The organism is Paraclostridium bifermentans (assembly GCF_964259345.1).
Classification (GTDB): Bacteria; Bacillota; Clostridia; order Peptostreptococcales; family Peptostreptococcaceae; genus Paraclostridium; species Paraclostridium bifermentans_B.
In genome coordinates this window covers 777727-796277 of record NZ_CAXVJR010000001.1, presented here as the reverse complement: position 1 = coordinate 796277, position 18551 = coordinate 777727, and the positions used below count along the sequence as shown (strand labels likewise).

Below are 18551 nucleotides of genomic sequence, written 5' to 3'. Positions count from 1 at the left end.
AATAAAGAAATTAAAATAATATTAAGATATATTTAGGAGGATAATACTATGGCTAAAATAGTTAATACAGGAAACTTTAGAGGGACAGTAGAAGATAATAAAGGAGTTGTAGTTGTAGACTTTTTTGCAACTTGGTGTGGACCTTGTAAAATGTTAGCACCAGTATTTGAAAGTGTTTCAGAAGAAGTAAGTGATGCAAAATTTGTTAAAGTTGATATAGATGAGAGTTTAGAATTAGCTCAAAAGTTTGGAATATCAACAGTTCCAACTATGATGATATTTAAAGATGGTAAAGTTGTAGATAAATTAGTTGGATTTATGCCAAAAGAAAATTTAAAAGCAAAAGTGGAAGCTCATTTATAAGAAATTAAACTAGGGGGTGCTAAGTTATATTAGCACCTCAAATTACATATATTAAAAATAATTTAATTTATAGAGAGGTAATGGATATGAGATATGATATAGCTATAATTGGTAGTGGGCCAGCTGGAATATCAGCAGCAATAAATGCCACTATAAGAAATAAAAAAATAATATTATTTGGAAATGATGATTTAAGTGCGAAACTAGTTAAAGCTCCATCTATAGATAACTACCTAGGGTTTTATGATATAAGTGGTAAAGATTTAAAAGATAAATTTAAAAATCACTTAAAAGATATGAATATAGAAATAACTAAAGCTAAGATTAATAATGTATATGCCATGGGAGATTACTTTACACTTATGGCAGGAGATGATATGTTTGAAGCTAGTGCGGTTATAATAGCTACAGGTGTAGAGTATGGAAAACCAATAAAAGGTGAGGAAGAATTTTTAGGAAAAGGCGTAGGATACTGTGCAACTTGTGATGCACCTTTATATAGAGATAAAAATGTTGCAGTTATAGGATATAACCATGAAGCTGAAGAAGATGCAAACTTTTTAAGTGAAATAGCAGCTAAAACTTATTTTATACCTATGCATAAAAATGAACTTAATTTAAATGATAATATTGAAGTTATAAAAGATTTTCCAGTTGAAATAAAAGGTGAAAATCTTGTTAACAAATTACAATTAAGAAACCATGAATTAGATGTTGATGGAGTTTTTGTTATGAAAGATAGTGCATCTCCAAAAGCATTAGTACCAGGAATAGAAACAGAAGGTGTTCATATAAAAGTTAATATAAATATGGAAACTAATATACCTGGATGCTTTGCATGTGGAGATTGTGCAGGGAAGCCATATCAATACTTAAAATCAGCAGGACAAGGACAAATAGCTGCACTTAATGCAGTTAGTTACTTAGATAAGAAAAAAATTGAAGAAAAAATGAAAAATAAATAATATAAAAAATAGTTATTAGAAATTTCTAATAACTATTTTTTATATTATTTATTTTAGAGTATATGGTAAAGATAAAAACATATAGAAATTTAACATATGATGTGATATAGTATTAGTACCTAGTTATAATTTCAGGTTGTAATTAATATTATGTAATAAAGTTATATAATTATGGAGGATATGAATGAATAAAATAAAGTTAATATGTGATAGTTTATCAGATATACCAAAAGAATTACTAGAGACATACGATATACATGAGGTACCATTGACTGTTATATTTGATGGTAAAGAATATATAGATGGAATAGATTTAAGTAAAGAAGAATTCTATAAAATGTTAAGAAATAGTGAGAATATGCCTAAAACTTCTCAATGTACATATATACAATTTAGAGATGCATTCAAAAAATATTTAAATGAAGATAAAGGTATATTATATATAGGAGGATCATCAACAGCTTCTGGAACATTACAAAGTGCAATGATGGCTAAAAATGATTTAGAAGGAAATATATATATAATAGATACTCAGAACTTGTCTATAGGAAGTGGATGTTTTTTATTGTCTGCAGCTGAAATGATAGAGAAAAATAAAAATATAGAAGAGATAGTGGATCACTTAGAAAAATTAAAAAATAATATAGAAGTGTTATTTACTGTAGACACATTAGATTATTTACAAAAGGGTGGTAGAATTTCTTTAGCCAAAGCAACTATAGGAAATATGTTGAATATAAAACCAATATTATCTATACAAGATGGGTTAGTTAAACCTGTAAATCAAGTTAGAGGTAAAAAACAAGTATTAAGTAAAATTATAGCTTTAATCAAAGAAAAGTTTGGTGAAGATTTAAGTGATAAAAGAATTATCCTTGGATATGGAGACAATGAGGGTGAAATAATTTCAGTTGAAGAAAAATTAAAAAGTGAATTTAATATAAGCGAAATACTTACTGTTAATGTAAGTTCTTGTATATGTGCACATACAGGACCTGGAATAATAGGGATAGCTTGTTGCAATAAATAATAAAAATGAGTTAAGATTAAATCTTAACTCATTTTTATTATGCAATATTCAATAACTTAAATATAACTGTTGTAGAAAAACATACTATAAAGGCAATTACAGTAGGCATTAAAAATCCTATAGCCGTCCATTTTATACTTCCAGTTTCTTTTTTTATAGTTAATAGTGTAGTAGCACATGGCCAGTGAAGTAGGCTAAATAACATTGTATTTATAGCAGTTAGATAGGTCCAACCATTATCTTTTAAAACTTCACCTAATGCTGATAAACTATCAAATTCAATCATAGATCCAGTAGCTAAATAAGACATTAAAAGTATAGGGATTACTATTTCGTTAGCAGGAAAACCTAGTATAAATGCAAGTAGTATAAATCCATCAAGACCTATAATACTTGCTATTGGATCTAAAAATTCGGCAACATGACATAATATGCTTGTATCTCCTATATAAATATTTGCAAATATCCAAGTTATCACTCCTGCAGGAATTGCAACAGCAATAGCACGAGCTAAAACGAATATAGTTCTATCTATTATAGATGTATAAATAACTCTTCCTATCTTAGGAGTTCTATAAGGTGGAAGCTCTAATGTAAAAGTAGAAGGTACACCTTTTAATAAAGTTTTAGATAGTATATAGGAAACAACCAAAGTAGTTATTATACCAAATACTATAGTTAAAGCTATAGTAAGTGCAACAATAGCACTGCTAGTAAATGAGTTTTGTGTGAAATAAGCAAAAAAGATAGTAGCTATTGCTATTAGCGTTGGAAAACGACCATTACAAGGAACGAAATTATTTGTAAGAATGGCAATAAGTCTTTCTCTTGGTGAATCTATTATTCTACACCCTACAACCCCAGCAGCATTACATCCAAATCCCATACACATTGTTAGACACTGTTTACCATGACAACAAGCTTTTTTAAACATATGATCAAGATTAAATGCTACTCTAGGCAGATAACCAAAATCTTCAAGAAGTGTGAATAACGGAAAGAATATTGCCATAGGCGGAAGCATAACAGAAACTACCCATGCAAGAGTTCTGTACATTCCGTAGCTAATCATTTCATTTAACCATATAGGACAATTTATCTGAGTTAAAAAATTATACAGCATAGGTTCAACCTTAAATAGAAAATCAGAAATTATAGCAGATGGAACATTTGCACCCTCTATAGTAATCCATAAAACTAAACATAGTATTAATAACATTATAGGTAAACCGAATTTTTTAGAAGTAAGAACTTTATCTACTTTTTCATCTCTGCTAAATTTATTTTTATTTTCTATAACAACACTACTATCGTAAAGATCTTTAGCATGAGTATACAGGATCTTACTCATATCATCTCTAATTTTAACTTTATCTATATTTGAAGGAAGTTTTAACTTTATTTCATTTATAGATTCTTTATAATTTCCTTCTAGGTATGAATTCATAGAATCATATATGCTTATATCACCATCTATCAACCTAAGACCTAACCATCTAGAATCTAGAGCAGGAATAAAATTATATAAATCATTTTCTATTAAATTAAGTAAGCTTTCTATATTGCTATCGTATTTTATAATCTTATTATTATACTTATAGGAATTACTAACTACTAAATCAAGTGTTTTTAGTAATTCATCCATCCCATCACCATTTCGAGCTGATGTCATTACCACTGGAATTCCCAATTCTATTTCTATAATATCTTTATTTATATATATGCCTTTTTTTCTAGCTTCATCAGCTAAATTTATACATAATATTATATTTTTTGTAAGCTCCATAATTTGAAATACTAAGTTCAAATTTCTTTCTAAAGATGTAGCATCAGCCACAACTATAACTGCGTCTGGGTGACCAAAACATGCAAAATCTCGAGCGACTAATTCTTCTTGAGAAGCTGCAAACAAAGAATAGGTTCCTGGTAAATCTATAAGTGCAAAATTTTTAGAGTTGTATTTGAAATCGCCTCTAGCGGTACAAACTGTTTTTCCAGGCCAATTACCTGTATGCTGTTTAAGGCCTGTCAAATAATTAAATACTGTACTTTTACCTGTATTAGGATTTCCTGCAAGTGCGACTACATATTGACCATCTTTTTTATCTATATTAAACATATCTTTTAACGATTTAATTTTAGTTGAATCGTAACTTAACCCCATAAATGTCTCCCCCTAAATGATACTAATTTATATATGACACTAATATTTTTTCACTTTCTTCTCTTCGAAGAGCTATAATAGCACCTCGTATATTATAAACTGTAAGATTGTTTTTAGGACCATGCCTTAAAACATCGATAGTGGCACCTGTAGTCAATCCTAGGGCTAACATTCTTTCTCTAAGGTAACCTTCTGATAAAAGTCCTTCTACCTTTACGGTGCTACATATGTCAACATCAGTAAGTTTAACCATGAAAAATACCTCCATACTTTAAGTTGATTAAGTAAGTTTTAGTTTAGACTAAATTTCTTACAATAGATATTATGAAAATTAATTGAAAGTTGTTACAAGAATGTAGAATATATTACTTATATGTAAATATATTTAAATATGAGGTATCAATAGGAGGGATGTGCATTGAAAAAACTTAATCAATTTTATACATTTAATGAATATATGAAAAATAATAGCTTAAGTCCTAACGAAGAAGATTATATTGAAATGATTTATAGATTATATGAAGAAAATAGAGAAGTTAAAATAAGTGATTTATCAAAAGCTTTAAACATAAAGCCATCATCTGTAAGTAATATGGTAAAAAAATTAGAAAACAAGAATTTACTGATTCATGAAAAGTACGGTTGTATAATTCTGAGTAATACAGGAGAACTAATTGGGGAGAGGTTATTATATAGACATAATACGATTTATGAGTTTTTAGAACTTATAGGAGTTAAAAATTATATACATGAAGAAACAGAGAAAATAGAACATACGATAAGTGTTGAAACTTTAGTTAGAATAAGTAACTTAATAAATTTCTTAAAGGCTAATGAATTAATAATGGATAAATTAAAAAGTATTGAAGATTAAAATTATTAAAAGAATAAGTATATTTGGTTAAAAATATGTGAAAAATAAAATGGTGATATAATATTAATTCATATTTATGGAAAATATTACAATAGTGTAACAATAGAAGGATTAAATAAATGATATAATTATTGATATAAATTATTCAAAATAATTAAGTATAGTAAACTTATATCTCTAAAAACAAAATCTAATGATGAATATATAGTTTCCAAATGTCAAGCATTAATAAAAAATCATAATAAAATCATATAGAATTCATAAATGGAAACTACAATTAGAGTTAAGAAGGAAGTGATAAATATGACTATAGTTCTAATAACTGCAGTTTTAGTTGTAATAATGTATGGATTATATGTAGCAGCATATATATCTGAAAATTTAGCAGAAGACAATGTAAGATATGAAAAATAATATATATAAAACAAATGCTCTAGATGGATTCTAGAGCATTTGTTTTATAATTAATCTATATTTGTATAATAAGCAATTCCTAAACTTCCAGGACCTACATGAAGGCCTATTACAGGGCCTATAGATTGGACCTTTACACTCTTACCTAGTTTCTCTTCAAGAATATTAGCTATTTTAATTCCTTCATCTTCGCAGTTTATATGATGAACTATAATATCTCCTAATCCTTTTTTTGATATATCATCTAAAGCTGAGTTAATTATAGTATTTATTGCTTTTTTTCTAGTTCTTACTTTCGTAAATACAGAAGTTGTACCATCCGTTACTGTAAGAATTGGTTTTATTTGAAGAATTGAACCTAAAAGGGCAGAAGCACTTCCTATTCTACCACCTTTTTTTAAATATTCTAAAGTATCTGGAGAAAATAAAAACTTACTATTTGAAGAGACTTTATCATACACTTTTAAAATATCAGGTATGTTTTTTCCCTCATAAGCTAATTTAGCGCACTCTAAAACTGCAAATCCCATTTGCATACAATTAGTTTTAGAATCGAGTATATGTATATTTGCATTTGGATAATCTTCTAAAATCATACTTTTTATTAAATTAGCACTAGAAAAAGTGCCACTCATACTAGAAGATAAGAAAATACCTATAACTGAATCTCCATTTTTAACTATATCTGTAAAAGAATTTAACATTTCATCAGGAGTAGGTTGTGAAGATTTTGGAAGTTGGTCAAGATTATCCATTTTATTATAAAAAGTTTTATTATCTATATCTAATTCACGCAAACTTTCATTATCCATAAAAACATTAAGAGATACTACTTTTATGTCGTATTTTTCTATATATTCTTTAGGAATGTAAGATGTACTATCTGTAATTATTTTTATAGCCATATAAACTTCCTCCTTTAATAATTTATTATTATATTTATATATTAAACTAATTCATTATATAATAAAATAATTGGAATGTAAAATATAATAAAAAGACACTCTATGGGAGTGTCTTTTTATTATTTATTCTTACAATTTTTACAAATACCATGAAGTATAATATTGCAAGATGTAATTTCAACATCTAACTCCTCAGAAATTATAGAAGGTATATTTTTTAATGTATCAGAATGTATATCTTCTATGTTTCCACATACATCACAAATCATATGATTATGTTTAGTTACATTACCATCAAATCTATCTGGAAAACCAGGCATACTTACCTTTTGAATGTACCCATGACTTACAAGTTGAGACAAGTTTCTATACACAGTTCCTAAACTTAAGTTAGGATTATCTTTTTTTAAATAATCATATATGAAATCTGCAGTAGGATGAACGGTATTATTTTTTACAGTGTTTAATATAAGTTCTCTTTGCTTTGAAAATTTCAAAATATCACCTGCTTATAAATTTTTTTGAAATAAATATACCATAAATAGTATATTTATAATCAAATTATATTATAAATTAAAATTACAAATATTAAAATAGAGTAGTCAAGAAAAATATGACCACTCTATTTTAATATTTACTAATAATTAATTATTAAAATGTCTTTCTAATAAACCTAAGAATGCTTTACCATGTCTAGCTTCATCTTTACACATTTCATGAACAGTATCATGTATTGCATCTAATCCTAAGTCTTTAGCTTTTTTAGCTAATTTTAATTTACCGTCAGTTGCACCATATTCAGCTTCAACTCTAGCTTTTAAGTTAGCTTTAGTATCAGCAACAACAACCTCACCTAATAATTCAGCAAATTTAGCAGCATGCTCAGCCTCTTCAAATGCTATTCTCTTGTAAGCTTCAGCTACTTCTGGGAATCCTTCTCTATCAGCTTGACGACTCATTGCTAAGTACATACCAACTTCAGTACATTCACCGATAAAGTTAGCTCTTAATCCTTCAACCACTTCAGGGTCGATACCTTGAGCAACGCCTATTCTATGCTCATCAGCCCAAACCATTTCACCTTTCATTTCCTCGAATTTATCAGCTCCAACTTTACAAACTGGACAAACTTCTGGAGCTACTTCACCTTCATGTATATATCCACAAACTGTACAAACAAATTTTTTCATATTAATATCCTCCTAAAATTAAAAGTAGTAATCATTACTATTATTATTTATGTATTTATAATATATTATATACATAATCTTGTCAACACTTAAAATTAAAAAAATATAAATATGGAAAATTAGAATTAATAGTAAAAAAAGAATGAATAATATAAATATAGAGACAATATAGGATGAGAAGGAGTGGGAATATGGAAAATCTGAATAAAATAAGTGAAAATAAAGTTAGAGTAATACCATTAGGTGGGCTTTCAGAAATAGGTAAAAACATAACAGCTATAGAATATAATGACGAAATAATAGTTATTGATGGAGGATTATCTTTTCCTGATGAAGATATGTATGGTGTAGATTTGGTCATTCCTGATATAAATTATCTAATAGATAATAAAGAAAAGGTTAAAGGGATGTTTGTAACTCATGGACATGAGGATCACATAGGGGCTATACCTTATATATTAAAGCAATTAAATATGCCTGTATATGGAACTAAACTTACTATAGGTTTAATTGAAAATAAATTAAAAGAACATAATATACTTGATATATGCAGTTTAAATTCTGTAGAAGATAAACAAAAAATAAAGGTAGGAGATATTGAAGTTGAATTTATAAGTGTTACTCATAGTATAGCTGATGCATGTGCATTATGTATATATACTCCAATAGGACTAATACTTCATACTGGAGATTTTAAAGTAGATTATACCCCTATAGATGGAAGACGTATGGACTTAGAGACTATATCAAAAATAGGTAAAAAAGGAGTATTACTATTATTGGCAGACAGTACCAATGTAGAAAGAAAAGGACATTCTTTATCTGAAAAAACAATAGGGGAAACATTAGATAGAGTTTTTTCAGGAAGAAAAGGTAGAATAATAGTTGCTACATTTGCATCTAATATACATAGAATGCAACAGATTGTTAATGCATCAGTAGCTAATAATAGAAGAGTAGTTTTTAGTGGAAGAAGTATGGAGAATGTATCTAATGTTGCTATAGACCTTGGGTACTTAAATATACCTGACGGATATAATATAAACATAGATGAAATGAATAATTACAATAATGATGAGATAACTATAATAACTACAGGCAGCCAAGGAGAAGCTATGGCAGGACTTGCTAGAATAGCTTTTGATACACATAGAAAAATAAAGATAAAAAACAATGATTTATTTATAATATCGGCAGCGCCAATACCGGGTAATGATAAACTTATATCTAGAGTTATAAATCAATTATACAAAAAAGGAGCAGAAGTAATATATAAAGATTTAGAAGACGTACATGTATCTGGACATGCATATCAAGAAGAATTAAAGCTTATACACACTCTAGTGCACCCTAAGTATTTTATGCCAGTGCATGGAGAATATAGACATTTAATACATCATAAAAATTTAGCTGTTAAACTTGGAATGAAAAAAGAAAATGTGTTTATATTAGAAACAGGAGATGTATTGGAACTAACTAAAAATAGTGCTAAAAAAGATGGAAAAGTCAAAGTTGGAATGGTCTATGTTGATGGAATTGGAGTAGGGGATGTAGGTAATATAGTTTTAAAAGATAGAAAATACTTAGCTGAAAATGGAATGATGACTATAGTTATAGCTATAGATCGTATAAATTATAGTATAGTAACGGGACCTGATATTATAACAAGAGGATTTATTTATGCAAGAGAAGCTACTGATTTAATTGATGAAGTTAAAATTATAGTAACACAAGAAGTAGAGGCATGTTTAGAAAATAATATACTAGAGTGGAGTGTTATAAAGTCTAGAGTTAAAAAATCTGTTGAAAGATATTTATATGATAAATTAAAAAGAGGTACTAGTATATTCCCTATAATAGTTGAAGTTTAATTGAATAAATATAAATAAGGAGTTGTAAATTACAACTCCTTAATATTTTATCTATTTAGATTGTCTTGATTTGTTATATCTTAATCTTTCATTTTCATTTAAGAATCTTTTTCTAAGTCTTATAGAATCAGGAGTTATTTCAACTAATTCATCATCATCTATAAATTCTAAAGCTTCTTCAAGAGTGAATGTTCTAGCAGCTTGTAATTTAACAGCATCATCAGTACCAGAAGCACGAACGTTAGTTAATTTCTTGTTTTTACAAGGGTTAACTACCATATCATCTTTTCTTGAGTTCATACCTATTATCATACCTTCGTAAACATCAACACCTGGATCAACGAACATTTGAGCTCTTTCACTTAAAGCACTAAGAGCATATGCCATTGTAGTACCAGGTCCTTGAGCAACTAATACTCCATTAGTTCTTCCAGGAATTGATCCTTTATGATCTTCATATCTTTCGAATGATCTAACTATAGTACCTTCTCCACGAGTATCATTTATGAACTCACTTCTGTAACCTAAAAGACCTCTAGTAGGAGCTATAAATGTTATTTTAACATAATCTCCTTCTATTTCCATAGCTTCCATCATAGCTTTTCTTAAGTTTAATTTATTTATAACAGTTCCTGAGTAAACTTCTGGACAGTTAACTATAACTTTTTCCATAGGTTCCATTAATTTTCCATCTTCTTTGATGAATAAAACTTCTGGCTTAGAAACTCCGATTTCATATCCTTCACGTCTCATGTTTTCAAGTAATATAGATAAGTGAAGTTCTCCACGTCCAGATACCTTAAATCCATCTGTAGTATCCATTGGCTCAACTTTAAGACCAACGTTAACTTCTAATTCTTTGTCTAATCTATCTTTTATATGTCTAGTTGTAACGAATTTACCACTCTTACCACAGAATGGAGAATCATTAACTAAGAAGTTCATAGATAAAGTAGGTTCTTCTATGTGTATAAGTTCCATTGGTAATGGATTGTCAGTATCACAGATAGTTTCTCCTATAGATATATCTGGCATACCAGCTACAACTACTATATCTCCAGAATAAGCTTCATCCATTTCAACTTGGCGAAGACCTTCGTAAGCAGTAAGCTTAGATATTTTTCCTCTAGCAACAGTTCCGTCAGTTTTACAAACAGAAACTTGAGCACCATTTTTAACAGTACCTTTGTAAACTCTACCTATTCCAAGTCTACCTACATAATCATCGTATGCAAGAGCAGATATTTGAAGTTGAAGTGGCTCATCACTGTAATCAGGGTAAGCTTCAACGTGCTCTACAACAGTTTCGAATAATGGAGCTAAGTTAGAACTATCATCATCCATTTCACGCTTAGCTATACCTTGCTTAGCTATACCGTATATTATTGGGAATTCACATTGCTCATCAGTTGCATTTAAGTCAACAAATAAGTCGAATACTTCATCAACAACTTCTTCAGCTCTTTGATCTTGCTTGTCTATTTTGTTTATGAAAAGTATTGGTCTAAGTCCAGCTTCTAAAGATTTTTGTAAAACGAATCTAGTTTGAGGCATTGGACCTTCACTAGCATCTACTAGTAATATAACTGTATCAACAGTTTTTATAACACGCTCAACCTCAGAAGAGAAGTCACTATGTCCTGGTGTATCTACGATATTTATTTTGTAATCCTTATAGTTTATAGAACAGTTTTTAGAGTAGATAGTTATTCCTCTTTCGGCTTCAAGGTCATTACTATCCATTACACAGTCTTTTACAACTTCGTTATCTCTAAATGTTCCTGATTGGTGTAAGAATGCATCAACTAAAGTTGATTTACCAGCATCGACATGGGCGATAACTGCAATGTTCACGATTTTATTCTTAGTTGTCATTGGTTTGTTCCTCCGTTTCAATATTAAATAACTGATTAAGTATAACACAGTCTAACGAAAAAGTAAAACAAAAAGGAATACTATTAGATATTATTATCCTAATTTATAGAATAATATAGGTGAGAAATGAAACTACAAAAATTTGGTATAGACAAAAGTGGCTGTTCAAATTTATATGATTGATTTGAACCAGCCACTTTAAAAATTTACTTATTTTTCATTTTCAGTATCCAATTGAACTCTAAATATTAAGCGTCTAAGAGCGCTATATTCAAATGGAATAAGAGGGTATAAATAACTTTTACCAGTGATAGTTTTATTAGTAGCAAGAAGGATAAGCATAATTATAAGTCCAGCTACAAATCCCCAAACATCAAATAAAGCAGTTAGTACTAAGAGTAGAATTCTAATGATTTTTATAGAATATCCTAAATCTACACTAGGCTGAGAGAAGCTTCCAAGGGCTACTATAGCCATATATAGTATAGTGTGAGGAATAAACCATCCGGTTTGAACAGCAAAATCTCCTAAAATAAGAGCTCCAACAACTGACAAAGACATACCTAATGAACCTGGGGTATTTAATGATGCTAGTTGGAGTGCATCTATTGAAAATTCTAATATTAAAAACTGAAGAAAAATGGGTACATCATACGGATCTTTTGGAATTATAAATGCTAGCCATGGGGGCAATGCATAAGCGTATTCAACCGCTAAGGTATAAAGGGGAGTTAAAATTAACGTTGCTAGCAATGTAAAATTCCTTATAAGTCGTAAGTAGTTACCTATTATTACTGGTTGATAAAAATCATCTACATCTTGTAAAAAATCAAAAATAGTTGTAGGGAGTATAATTGCATTAGGAGAATTATCTATAATTAATAATATTTTTCCTTCTAATATATGAGCTGCAGCAACATCAGGGCGTTCTGTATATCTAGCTTTTGGAAATGGATTGTACCATCTACTTTGGAGTAATGCCTCGACTATACTTTGTTCACTCATAACTAATGATTTTACCTTGATTTCATCAATATGTTTTTTTAGTTTTTGTAAAGTTTTTTTATCTGCCAATCCATCTATATAACCTATTACAACATCAGTTTTAGATCTTTCACCCACAGTAAACATTTCAAATATAAGATTTGGATCTTTTACTCTTCTTCTAACTAATGCTGTATTGAAAACTATAGTTTCTACAAATCCATCCTTAGCGCCTTTTAAAGCTTTCTCTTTTTCTGGTTCGCCGATACCTCGTACAGGATAAGTTCTAACATCTAGAATTATAGCTTCATCAAAACCATCAATAAGTATAGCCATAGGGCCTGATAAAACTTCTTTTGCGATATTATCTAGTTTATTTTCCTTTGCTACTTCTATGTAGGGAATGTATTTATGGATAAAATCTTTTAATTCATGTATAGACTTAAAATCCTCGCTTGTTATTTGAAAGAAACCTGAAAGTATTCTTTCCATTACTTCATCTTTTATAAAACCATCTATAAAAAATAAATAGCAGCTTTTATCTCCTACGATAACCTCTCGATGAATTACGTCAAAACTTGTGTCTAACGGGAGGTGTTCTTTCATTAATTCTACATTTCGTTTAATACTTTTAGTTAAGATCATAAAAACACCCTTTCTAAAGTTATATTTAATAGTATTTACAAAAACTAATTAATTATTAATTTAGAAAGCGTAAATTAAAAATAAAAAAGGATATATCCAGATGAAAATTCTAGATATATCCTTTGAATTATAATTTATATAAAATATATTTTGGAAAAGTTATAGTTATAACTATTCCCCCTACTAAAAATTACTTTTTAAATATTCCAAATGGCTTACCTACTGGTAAAAACACTTTACCAAAGTGAGTGTTTAATACTGCAGCAGCAGAACCATAGAATGAAAATATTGATATTAATAACTCTGAATATGCTGCAAATTGATGACTAGCATGTTCCATTATTCCAAATGAAGTTAGAGTTAAACCTATAAATAAACAATCAATAAGTACAAATATTATAAATAATACTTTATGAGTTTCCATAGCTCCTATAGTCATGAATAAAGTAAATATTAAATAACCTAAGTAAGCAAATCCTAATTGCTTTGGATCAACAGTTGAAGCTAATTTTTCACCAAATACACCATTTTGTATTAACCATGTAAATCCAACAGCATACCAGAAGAATGCATATCCACCGAAAGCAGTAGCACCAAATGTATTGTTGTGTTTAAAGTCATTTATACATGCAAATAATTGAGCAGTAGCACCTAAAAATATTGCCCATGGTATAACTAAAGATACACCTGATGTTAATCCTAGTTTTTGAGAAGATGCAACTAATGTTATCATTGCTAAACCAAAAAGTCCTAATGCTGAAGGGTCAGCTGTTACAACTTTTACTTTTGTTTCGTTTGTCATTGTATTTCCTCCTATAATTATTAATATTAAATTAAATATATAATTTCTAAGCTGCATTTTGTATACAAAAAATACAAATGCCTATATATAATAACATTAATTTGCAAATAAGTATACAAAAAAATAAAAAAATTACAACATTTCTAATAAATCTATAAATTTTAGATATATGAATCGCTAAAATTATCTAAATATCAACACATATAGACATAAGAAACATAATATATAATGTATAGAAAGTAGAGTCTATACATTATATATTATGGTGGTGATATTAATGAAGACGATAGATATAAAGCTTATGCCGTTTGAAATAAAAAAGGAATTTGAAAATTTAAGTTATACTATTCCATATGGAGTAGAAATGATAAATGCGAAAAAATTTTGGAATATTGGGTATGCAGGAAGAGGTATAACTATAGCTGTTATAGATACAGGTTGTGATACAAAACATCCCAATTTGAAAAATAGAATAATAGATGGAAAAAACTTTACAACAGATGATAATTCAAATAGAGAAATATATATGGATTATCAAGGGCATGGAACTCATGTATGTGGAACAATAGCAGCCAGTAATATAGGAAATGGAGTTGTTGGGGTAGCTCCAGAGGCTAGTTTAATTGTTTTAAAAGCTCTAGATAAAAATGGAGAAGGTAAAATAGAATGGATTATAGAAGCTATAAACTATGCAATAATGAAAAAAGTTGATATTATATCGATGTCTCTTGGTGCAAGTAATGATATAAAAATACTTCATGATACTATAAAAAAAGCTATAAATCAAAATATAATTGTAGTTTGTGCAGCAGGAAATGAAGGAGATAATGCTAACCCAAGCACACATGAGTATTCTTATCCTGCAGCTTATAATGAAGTTGTAAGTGTTGGAGCTATTGATGAAAATAAAAGTGCTGCAAGGTTTACAAATTCTAATAAGGAAATAGACGTAGTAGCTCCTGGTGTTAATATTTTATCAATATTACCAAACGGAAAATATGGAGCCCTTAGCGGAACAAGCATGGCAACACCACATGTTACAGGAGCTATTGCTTTAATTTTGCAGTGGTCTAAATATGAATTTAAAAGAAATTTATCGGAAATGGAAATATATGGACAGCTTATTAAAAATACACTTCTTTTAAATATGGAAAGAACTTTACAAGGAAATGGAATGGTATTTTTAAATCCTGTTAGTTTAACAAGATAAGTAATTCTTTATTAGTATAGTGATTGTAGATATTTTCTATAATCACTATTTTTAATTTTTATTAAATACGTTAAAAAGAAAAGAATTCTAACTTATTTATAAAAACTATACAAACGCAAATAAACATAGTTTTTTTCTATTTAACAAATAGAATTTAATATTATATACTTAGTATGGAAATAAAAGGGAAATAATTATAAAAAGGGGGATATTAAATGAAAATTGGGAAAAAATTATTAATCATGCTATTATCTGTAGGATTAGGAACAAGTTTATTAGTAGGATGTAATAGTGAAACTACTACTGAAAGCAATGAAAAAGATAAAAAAACTACTTTAAGCTTTTATATTCCAGGTTATGAAGATCCAATATATAAGGATGCATATGACAATGGAATTGAAGATTTTGAAAAAGAAAATCCGGATATTGATATAAAAGTTATACCTGTTAGTTGGGATGATTCTACAACTAAAATGGTATCTATGATTCAAGGTGGAAATGCACCTGATGTTATGATAACGGGTTCTCAAAGGTTGAAGCCATTGATAAAAATGAACGCTATAGAACCATTAGATAGCTATATAAATGATGATAAAAAATCTCAATACATAGAAAATTTATTTAATACAGCTAATGTTGATGGAAAACAATATGGATTACCAATGGCATTTTCATCAAGAGCATTATACTATCGTAAAGACTTGATAAAAGAACCACCTAAAACTTGGGATGATATAGTGAAAATATCTAAGGAAATTGAAGCTAAAAACCCAGGTATGAAAGGCTATGCTGTAACTGGAGAATTAAAAGGGTCTGTAGATACACAATTAGGTAACTTTTTAGTGCAAAATGAAGCAAGTTTCTATGATGAAAATGGAAAACCATCATTAAATACACCTCAAGCATTGGAAGCGTTTGAATTTTACACTGGGCTTTATACTAATGAAAAAATAGCTCCAAATCCAGTTGATGTAAATAGAAATGATTTAGGAGATATGTTTAAAAATGGGCAAATAGCTATGTTTGTAAATGGACCTTGGGCAAAAGATGCTATGGGAATAAAAGAAGATGATACTAATACGCCATTTGGAGTTGCTATGTTACCAGCAGGAAATAAAAAAGGTGAAGTTTTAATAACAGATTCTTATGTAATATCATCAGATAGTCAACATAAAAAAGAAGCATATAAATTTATAGATTTTATGACACAGTATAAGTATCAAAATGCTTATGATGAAAAAGTAGGATTTTTCCCATTATTAAAGAAAGAAATGGACGAAGATAGATATCAAACAGAATTTTACAAGCCTTTCACAGAAATGATTAATTATGGAAAGCCAGCACCTATTCCTCCTGTATTTGAAGAGTTTGAAGATATAATTGCAAAAGCGGTTCAAAAAACAGTACTAGGAGAAAAAACAGCAAAAGAGGCTCTACAAGAAGCTCAAACAGAATTAACAAACTTAGAAAAAAAATAAAATAATGTCGGTCATTAAAAAGGATAACAATATGCAGGGAATAAAATTAAAAGAAAAAAATATATTACCATATGTTTTCATATGCCCAGCAGTTATTTTTATATTGGCAATATTTATGTATCCTCTTATTTTAACCTTTAAATATTCATTTTCAGATACTTCTATGTTAAGTAACGAAAGTTATTTTGTAGGAATTAAAAACTATATAGAATTATTTAAAAATGATGAATTTATACAATCTATAAAAATTACAACATTTTGGACAATTATATCTTTAACTTTAAAAATAGTATTAGGTACTATTCTAGCATTATTACTAAATAGAAAAATAAAAGGTATAAAAATATATAGGGTTTTAATTCTTTTATCATGGTCTATGCCTCAGGTTACTTCTGGAATAATATGGAGCTGGATATATGATGGTAAATATGGATATTTAAATTATTTTCTTATGAAATTAGGTCTAATAAATGAAAATTTAATATGGCTAGGACAGAAAAAATTAGCATTTTTATCTACTGTAGTAGTAGATGCTTGGATGGGAATACCTTTTATAGCGCTGATGATTTTATCAGCGCTTAAAAGCATACCAAATTCTATATATGAAGCAGCTGATTTAGATGGAGCTTCTAGCCTAGATAAATTGAGGCTAATAACCATACCTCAGATAAAACCGATTGTGTTAATGGTTACAACGCTTACTACCATATGGACATTTAACTCATTTAATGTCATATGGGTTTTAACTAAAGGAGGACCTATAAATTCTACAGAAACATTGCCTATAAAAATATATATAGAGGCATTTACTAAATACAATACAAGTGTAAGTTGTACTATGTCTGTTATAGTATTTATTATTTTAAGTATTTTTACATTTATATACTGGAAAAAATTTTTAAATAAAAATGAAAGCTTATAAAGGGGAGGGATCTATAATGATAAAGAGATATAATGAAAATTTAAAAAATTTATTGACACATATGTTTTTAATATTATTCACACTATTTTTAACTCTTCCCTTTTTTATAATGATAGGAACATCTCTAAAGCCATACAAAGATATAATTACTTGGCCACCCCAAATAATTCCAAATGACATTCAAATAAGCAACTTTATTGAAGCTTGGTCTAGTACATATAATTTAAAAACTGGATTTATAAATAGTACTATAATATCTGGAAGTACTATGGTTTTATGTATATTGTTAGGATCAATAGCTGCGTATGCTCTTGCTAGATTTAAGTTTGTGGGTAAAAGAGTATTTTTGTTTTTGATTTTGACAACTCAAATGTTTTCACAAGTCGTACTAATAGTACCTTTATACAATATAATGAATAGGTTGGGGCTTTTAAACACATATACATCACTAATTTTAGCAAATACTGCAGTATCGCTTCCAATGTGTATATGGATGTTAGTTGGATTCTTCAAAGAAATGTCACCAAGTTTAGAGGAGGCTGCTATGATTGATGGATGCTCTCGATTTAAAGCGATATTTAAAATTGTTTTTCCGATTTGTGCGCCATCTATAGTTGCTGTTGGAATATTTTCATTTATAAATACATGGAATGACGTGCTTTTTTCTATGATATTTATAACAGATCCTAAAATGAGACCTATAACCCTAATGCTTTTAGATTTTAAGTCGCAGTATCAAGTACATTGGAATTTATTAATGGCAGGAGCTGTTATAGCGGTTATTCCTATAACTATACTGTTTATAGGAATACAAAAATATTTGGTTAAAGGCTTAGTTTCAGGAACTGACAAATGATAA

The 18551-nt window shown here is 28.6% G+C and carries 17 protein-coding genes; 9 read left to right on the top strand and 8 right to left on the bottom strand.

All coding sequences use genetic code 11. The features are described 5' to 3' along the window. The first annotated feature begins 48 nt into the window (after positions 1–48). The 3 genes from trxA (at position 49) to ACEXNK_RS03960 (ending at position 2358) form a co-directional block, all read left to right on the top strand. On the top strand, positions 49–363 hold the full coding sequence (trxA, locus tag ACEXNK_RS03970; protein ID WP_373601226.1) for a thioredoxin: 315 nt from the start codon (positions 49–51) through the stop codon (positions 361–363). Between the two features lie 86 nt (positions 364–449). After that, complete coding sequence (locus tag ACEXNK_RS03965) at positions 450–1328, top strand: NAD(P)/FAD-dependent oxidoreductase (protein WP_373601227.1); 879 nt, start codon at positions 450–452, stop codon at positions 1326–1328. A 184-nt stretch (positions 1329–1512) separates the two neighbouring features. Next, positions 1513–2358, top strand: coding sequence for a DegV family protein (locus ACEXNK_RS03960; protein ID WP_373601228.1), 846 nt, complete (start codon positions 1513–1515; stop codon positions 2356–2358). Positions 2359–2395: 37 nt separating this feature from the next. Here the strand turns inward: ACEXNK_RS03960 and feoB are convergent, their stop codons facing one another. Both feoB and ACEXNK_RS03950 read right to left on the bottom strand, forming a co-directional pair. Continuing rightward, positions 2396–4522 carry a ferrous iron transport protein B gene (gene feoB, locus ACEXNK_RS03955; RefSeq protein ID WP_373601229.1) on the bottom strand — a complete coding sequence of 709 codons (2127 nt, stop codon included), beginning with the start codon at positions 4520–4522 and terminating at the stop codon, positions 2396–2398. A gap of 22 nt (positions 4523–4544) precedes the next feature. Next, positions 4545–4775 (bottom strand): FeoA family protein, encoded by a 231-nt coding sequence (locus ACEXNK_RS03950; RefSeq protein WP_373601230.1) that lies wholly within the window; start codon positions 4773–4775, stop codon positions 4545–4547. Positions 4776–4940: 165 nt separating this feature from the next. Here ACEXNK_RS03950 and ACEXNK_RS03945 point away from each other — a divergent pair, with 165 nt between their 5' ends. Beyond that, a complete protein-coding gene (locus ACEXNK_RS03945; protein ID WP_373601231.1) occupies positions 4941–5396 on the top strand; it encodes a metal-dependent transcriptional regulator in 456 nt (151 codons plus the stop codon). Positions 5397–5860: 464 nt separating this feature from the next. On the opposite strand, the gene ACEXNK_RS03940 is transcribed toward ACEXNK_RS03945, so the two are convergent. The 3 genes from ACEXNK_RS03940 to ACEXNK_RS03930 form a co-directional block, all read right to left on the bottom strand. Then, positions 5861–6715 carry a DegV family protein gene (locus tag ACEXNK_RS03940; RefSeq protein WP_373601232.1) on the bottom strand — a complete coding sequence of 285 codons (855 nt, stop codon included), beginning with the start codon at positions 6713–6715 and terminating at the stop codon, positions 5861–5863. A 119-nt stretch (positions 6716–6834) separates the two neighbouring features. Beyond that, positions 6835–7212, bottom strand: coding sequence for a Fur family transcriptional regulator (locus ACEXNK_RS03935; protein WP_373601233.1), 378 nt, complete (start codon positions 7210–7212; stop codon positions 6835–6837). A gap of 147 nt (positions 7213–7359) precedes the next feature. Further along, complete coding sequence (locus ACEXNK_RS03930; RefSeq protein WP_373601234.1) at positions 7360–7905, bottom strand: NADH peroxidase; 546 nt, start codon at positions 7903–7905, stop codon at positions 7360–7362. Between the two features lie 191 nt (positions 7906–8096). Between ACEXNK_RS03930 and ACEXNK_RS03925 the strand changes: the two genes are divergently transcribed. Then, entirely contained in the window at positions 8097–9776 is a 1680-nt protein-coding gene (locus tag ACEXNK_RS03925) for a ribonuclease J (RefSeq protein ID WP_373601235.1), read from the top strand. 51 nt (positions 9777–9827) lie between these two features. Here ACEXNK_RS03925 and typA read toward each other — a convergent pair whose 3' ends face one another. The 3 genes from typA to ACEXNK_RS03910 all read right to left on the bottom strand — a co-directional run bounded on the left by typA (position 9828) and on the right by ACEXNK_RS03910 (position 14082). Beyond that, positions 9828–11651 (bottom strand): translational GTPase TypA, encoded by a 1824-nt coding sequence (gene typA, locus ACEXNK_RS03920; RefSeq protein WP_373601236.1) that lies wholly within the window; start codon positions 11649–11651, stop codon positions 9828–9830. Between the two features lie 210 nt (positions 11652–11861). After that, positions 11862–13280, bottom strand: coding sequence for a spore germination protein (locus tag ACEXNK_RS03915; RefSeq protein ID WP_373601237.1), 1419 nt, complete (start codon positions 13278–13280; stop codon positions 11862–11864). A 190-nt stretch (positions 13281–13470) separates the two neighbouring features. Then, a complete protein-coding gene (locus ACEXNK_RS03910; RefSeq protein WP_373601238.1) occupies positions 13471–14082 on the bottom strand; it encodes an acetate uptake transporter in 612 nt (203 codons plus the stop codon). Positions 14083–14359: 277 nt separating this feature from the next. On the opposite strand from ACEXNK_RS03910, the gene ACEXNK_RS03905 reads away from it, so the two are divergent. The 4 genes from ACEXNK_RS03905 (at position 14360) to ACEXNK_RS03890 (ending at position 18548) form a co-directional block, all read left to right on the top strand. Continuing rightward, positions 14360–15292, top strand: coding sequence for a S8 family peptidase (locus tag ACEXNK_RS03905; protein ID WP_373601239.1), 933 nt, complete (start codon positions 14360–14362; stop codon positions 15290–15292). A gap of 215 nt (positions 15293–15507) precedes the next feature. Further along, positions 15508–16770 carry an ABC transporter substrate-binding protein gene (locus ACEXNK_RS03900; RefSeq protein WP_373601240.1) on the top strand — a complete coding sequence of 421 codons (1263 nt, stop codon included), beginning with the start codon at positions 15508–15510 and terminating at the stop codon, positions 16768–16770. A 31-nt stretch (positions 16771–16801) separates the two neighbouring features. Then, positions 16802–17692: a carbohydrate ABC transporter permease gene (locus ACEXNK_RS03895; RefSeq protein ID WP_373601241.1), complete on the top strand. Its 891-nt coding sequence runs from the start codon at positions 16802–16804 to the stop codon at positions 17690–17692. 16 nt (positions 17693–17708) lie between these two features. Next, positions 17709–18548 carry a carbohydrate ABC transporter permease gene (locus ACEXNK_RS03890; RefSeq protein WP_373601242.1) on the top strand — a complete coding sequence of 280 codons (840 nt, stop codon included), beginning with the start codon at positions 17709–17711 and terminating at the stop codon, positions 18546–18548. The last annotated feature ends 3 nt before the right edge of the window (positions 18549–18551 follow it).

Coding starts and splice junctions, on each gene's coding strand:
- ACEXNK_RS03940 (WP_373601232.1), bottom strand. CDS start 6,715: ATGGCTATAAAAATAATTACAGATAGTACATCTTACATTCCTAAAGAA.
- ACEXNK_RS03915 (WP_373601237.1), bottom strand. CDS start 13,280: ATGATCTTAACTAAAAGTATTAAACGAAATGTAGAATTAATGAAAGAA.
- trxA (WP_373601226.1), top strand. CDS start 49: ATGGCTAAAATAGTTAATACAGGAAACTTTAGAGGGACAGTAGAAGAT.
- ACEXNK_RS03925 (WP_373601235.1), top strand. CDS start 8,097: ATGGAAAATCTGAATAAAATAAGTGAAAATAAAGTTAGAGTAATACCA.
- ACEXNK_RS03950 (WP_373601230.1), bottom strand. CDS start 4,775: ATGGTTAAACTTACTGATGTTGACATATGTAGCACCGTAAAGGTAGAA.
- ACEXNK_RS03890 (WP_373601242.1), top strand. CDS start 17,709: ATGATAAAGAGATATAATGAAAATTTAAAAAATTTATTGACACATATG.
- feoB (WP_373601229.1), bottom strand. CDS start 4,522: ATGGGGTTAAGTTACGATTCAACTAAAATTAAATCGTTAAAAGATATG.
- ACEXNK_RS03965 (WP_373601227.1), top strand. CDS start 450: ATGAGATATGATATAGCTATAATTGGTAGTGGGCCAGCTGGAATATCA.
- typA (WP_373601236.1), bottom strand. CDS start 11,651: ATGACAACTAAGAATAAAATCGTGAACATTGCAGTTATCGCCCATGTC.
- ACEXNK_RS03910 (WP_373601238.1), bottom strand. CDS start 14,082: ATGACAAACGAAACAAAAGTAAAAGTTGTAACAGCTGACCCTTCAGCA.
- ACEXNK_RS03905 (WP_373601239.1), top strand. CDS start 14,360: ATGAAGACGATAGATATAAAGCTTATGCCGTTTGAAATAAAAAAGGAA.
- ACEXNK_RS03895 (WP_373601241.1), top strand. CDS start 16,802: ATGCAGGGAATAAAATTAAAAGAAAAAAATATATTACCATATGTTTTC.
- ACEXNK_RS03930 (WP_373601234.1), bottom strand. CDS start 7,905: ATGAAAAAATTTGTTTGTACAGTTTGTGGATATATACATGAAGGTGAA.
- ACEXNK_RS03960 (WP_373601228.1), top strand. CDS start 1,513: ATGAATAAAATAAAGTTAATATGTGATAGTTTATCAGATATACCAAAA.
- ACEXNK_RS03900 (WP_373601240.1), top strand. CDS start 15,508: ATGAAAATTGGGAAAAAATTATTAATCATGCTATTATCTGTAGGATTA.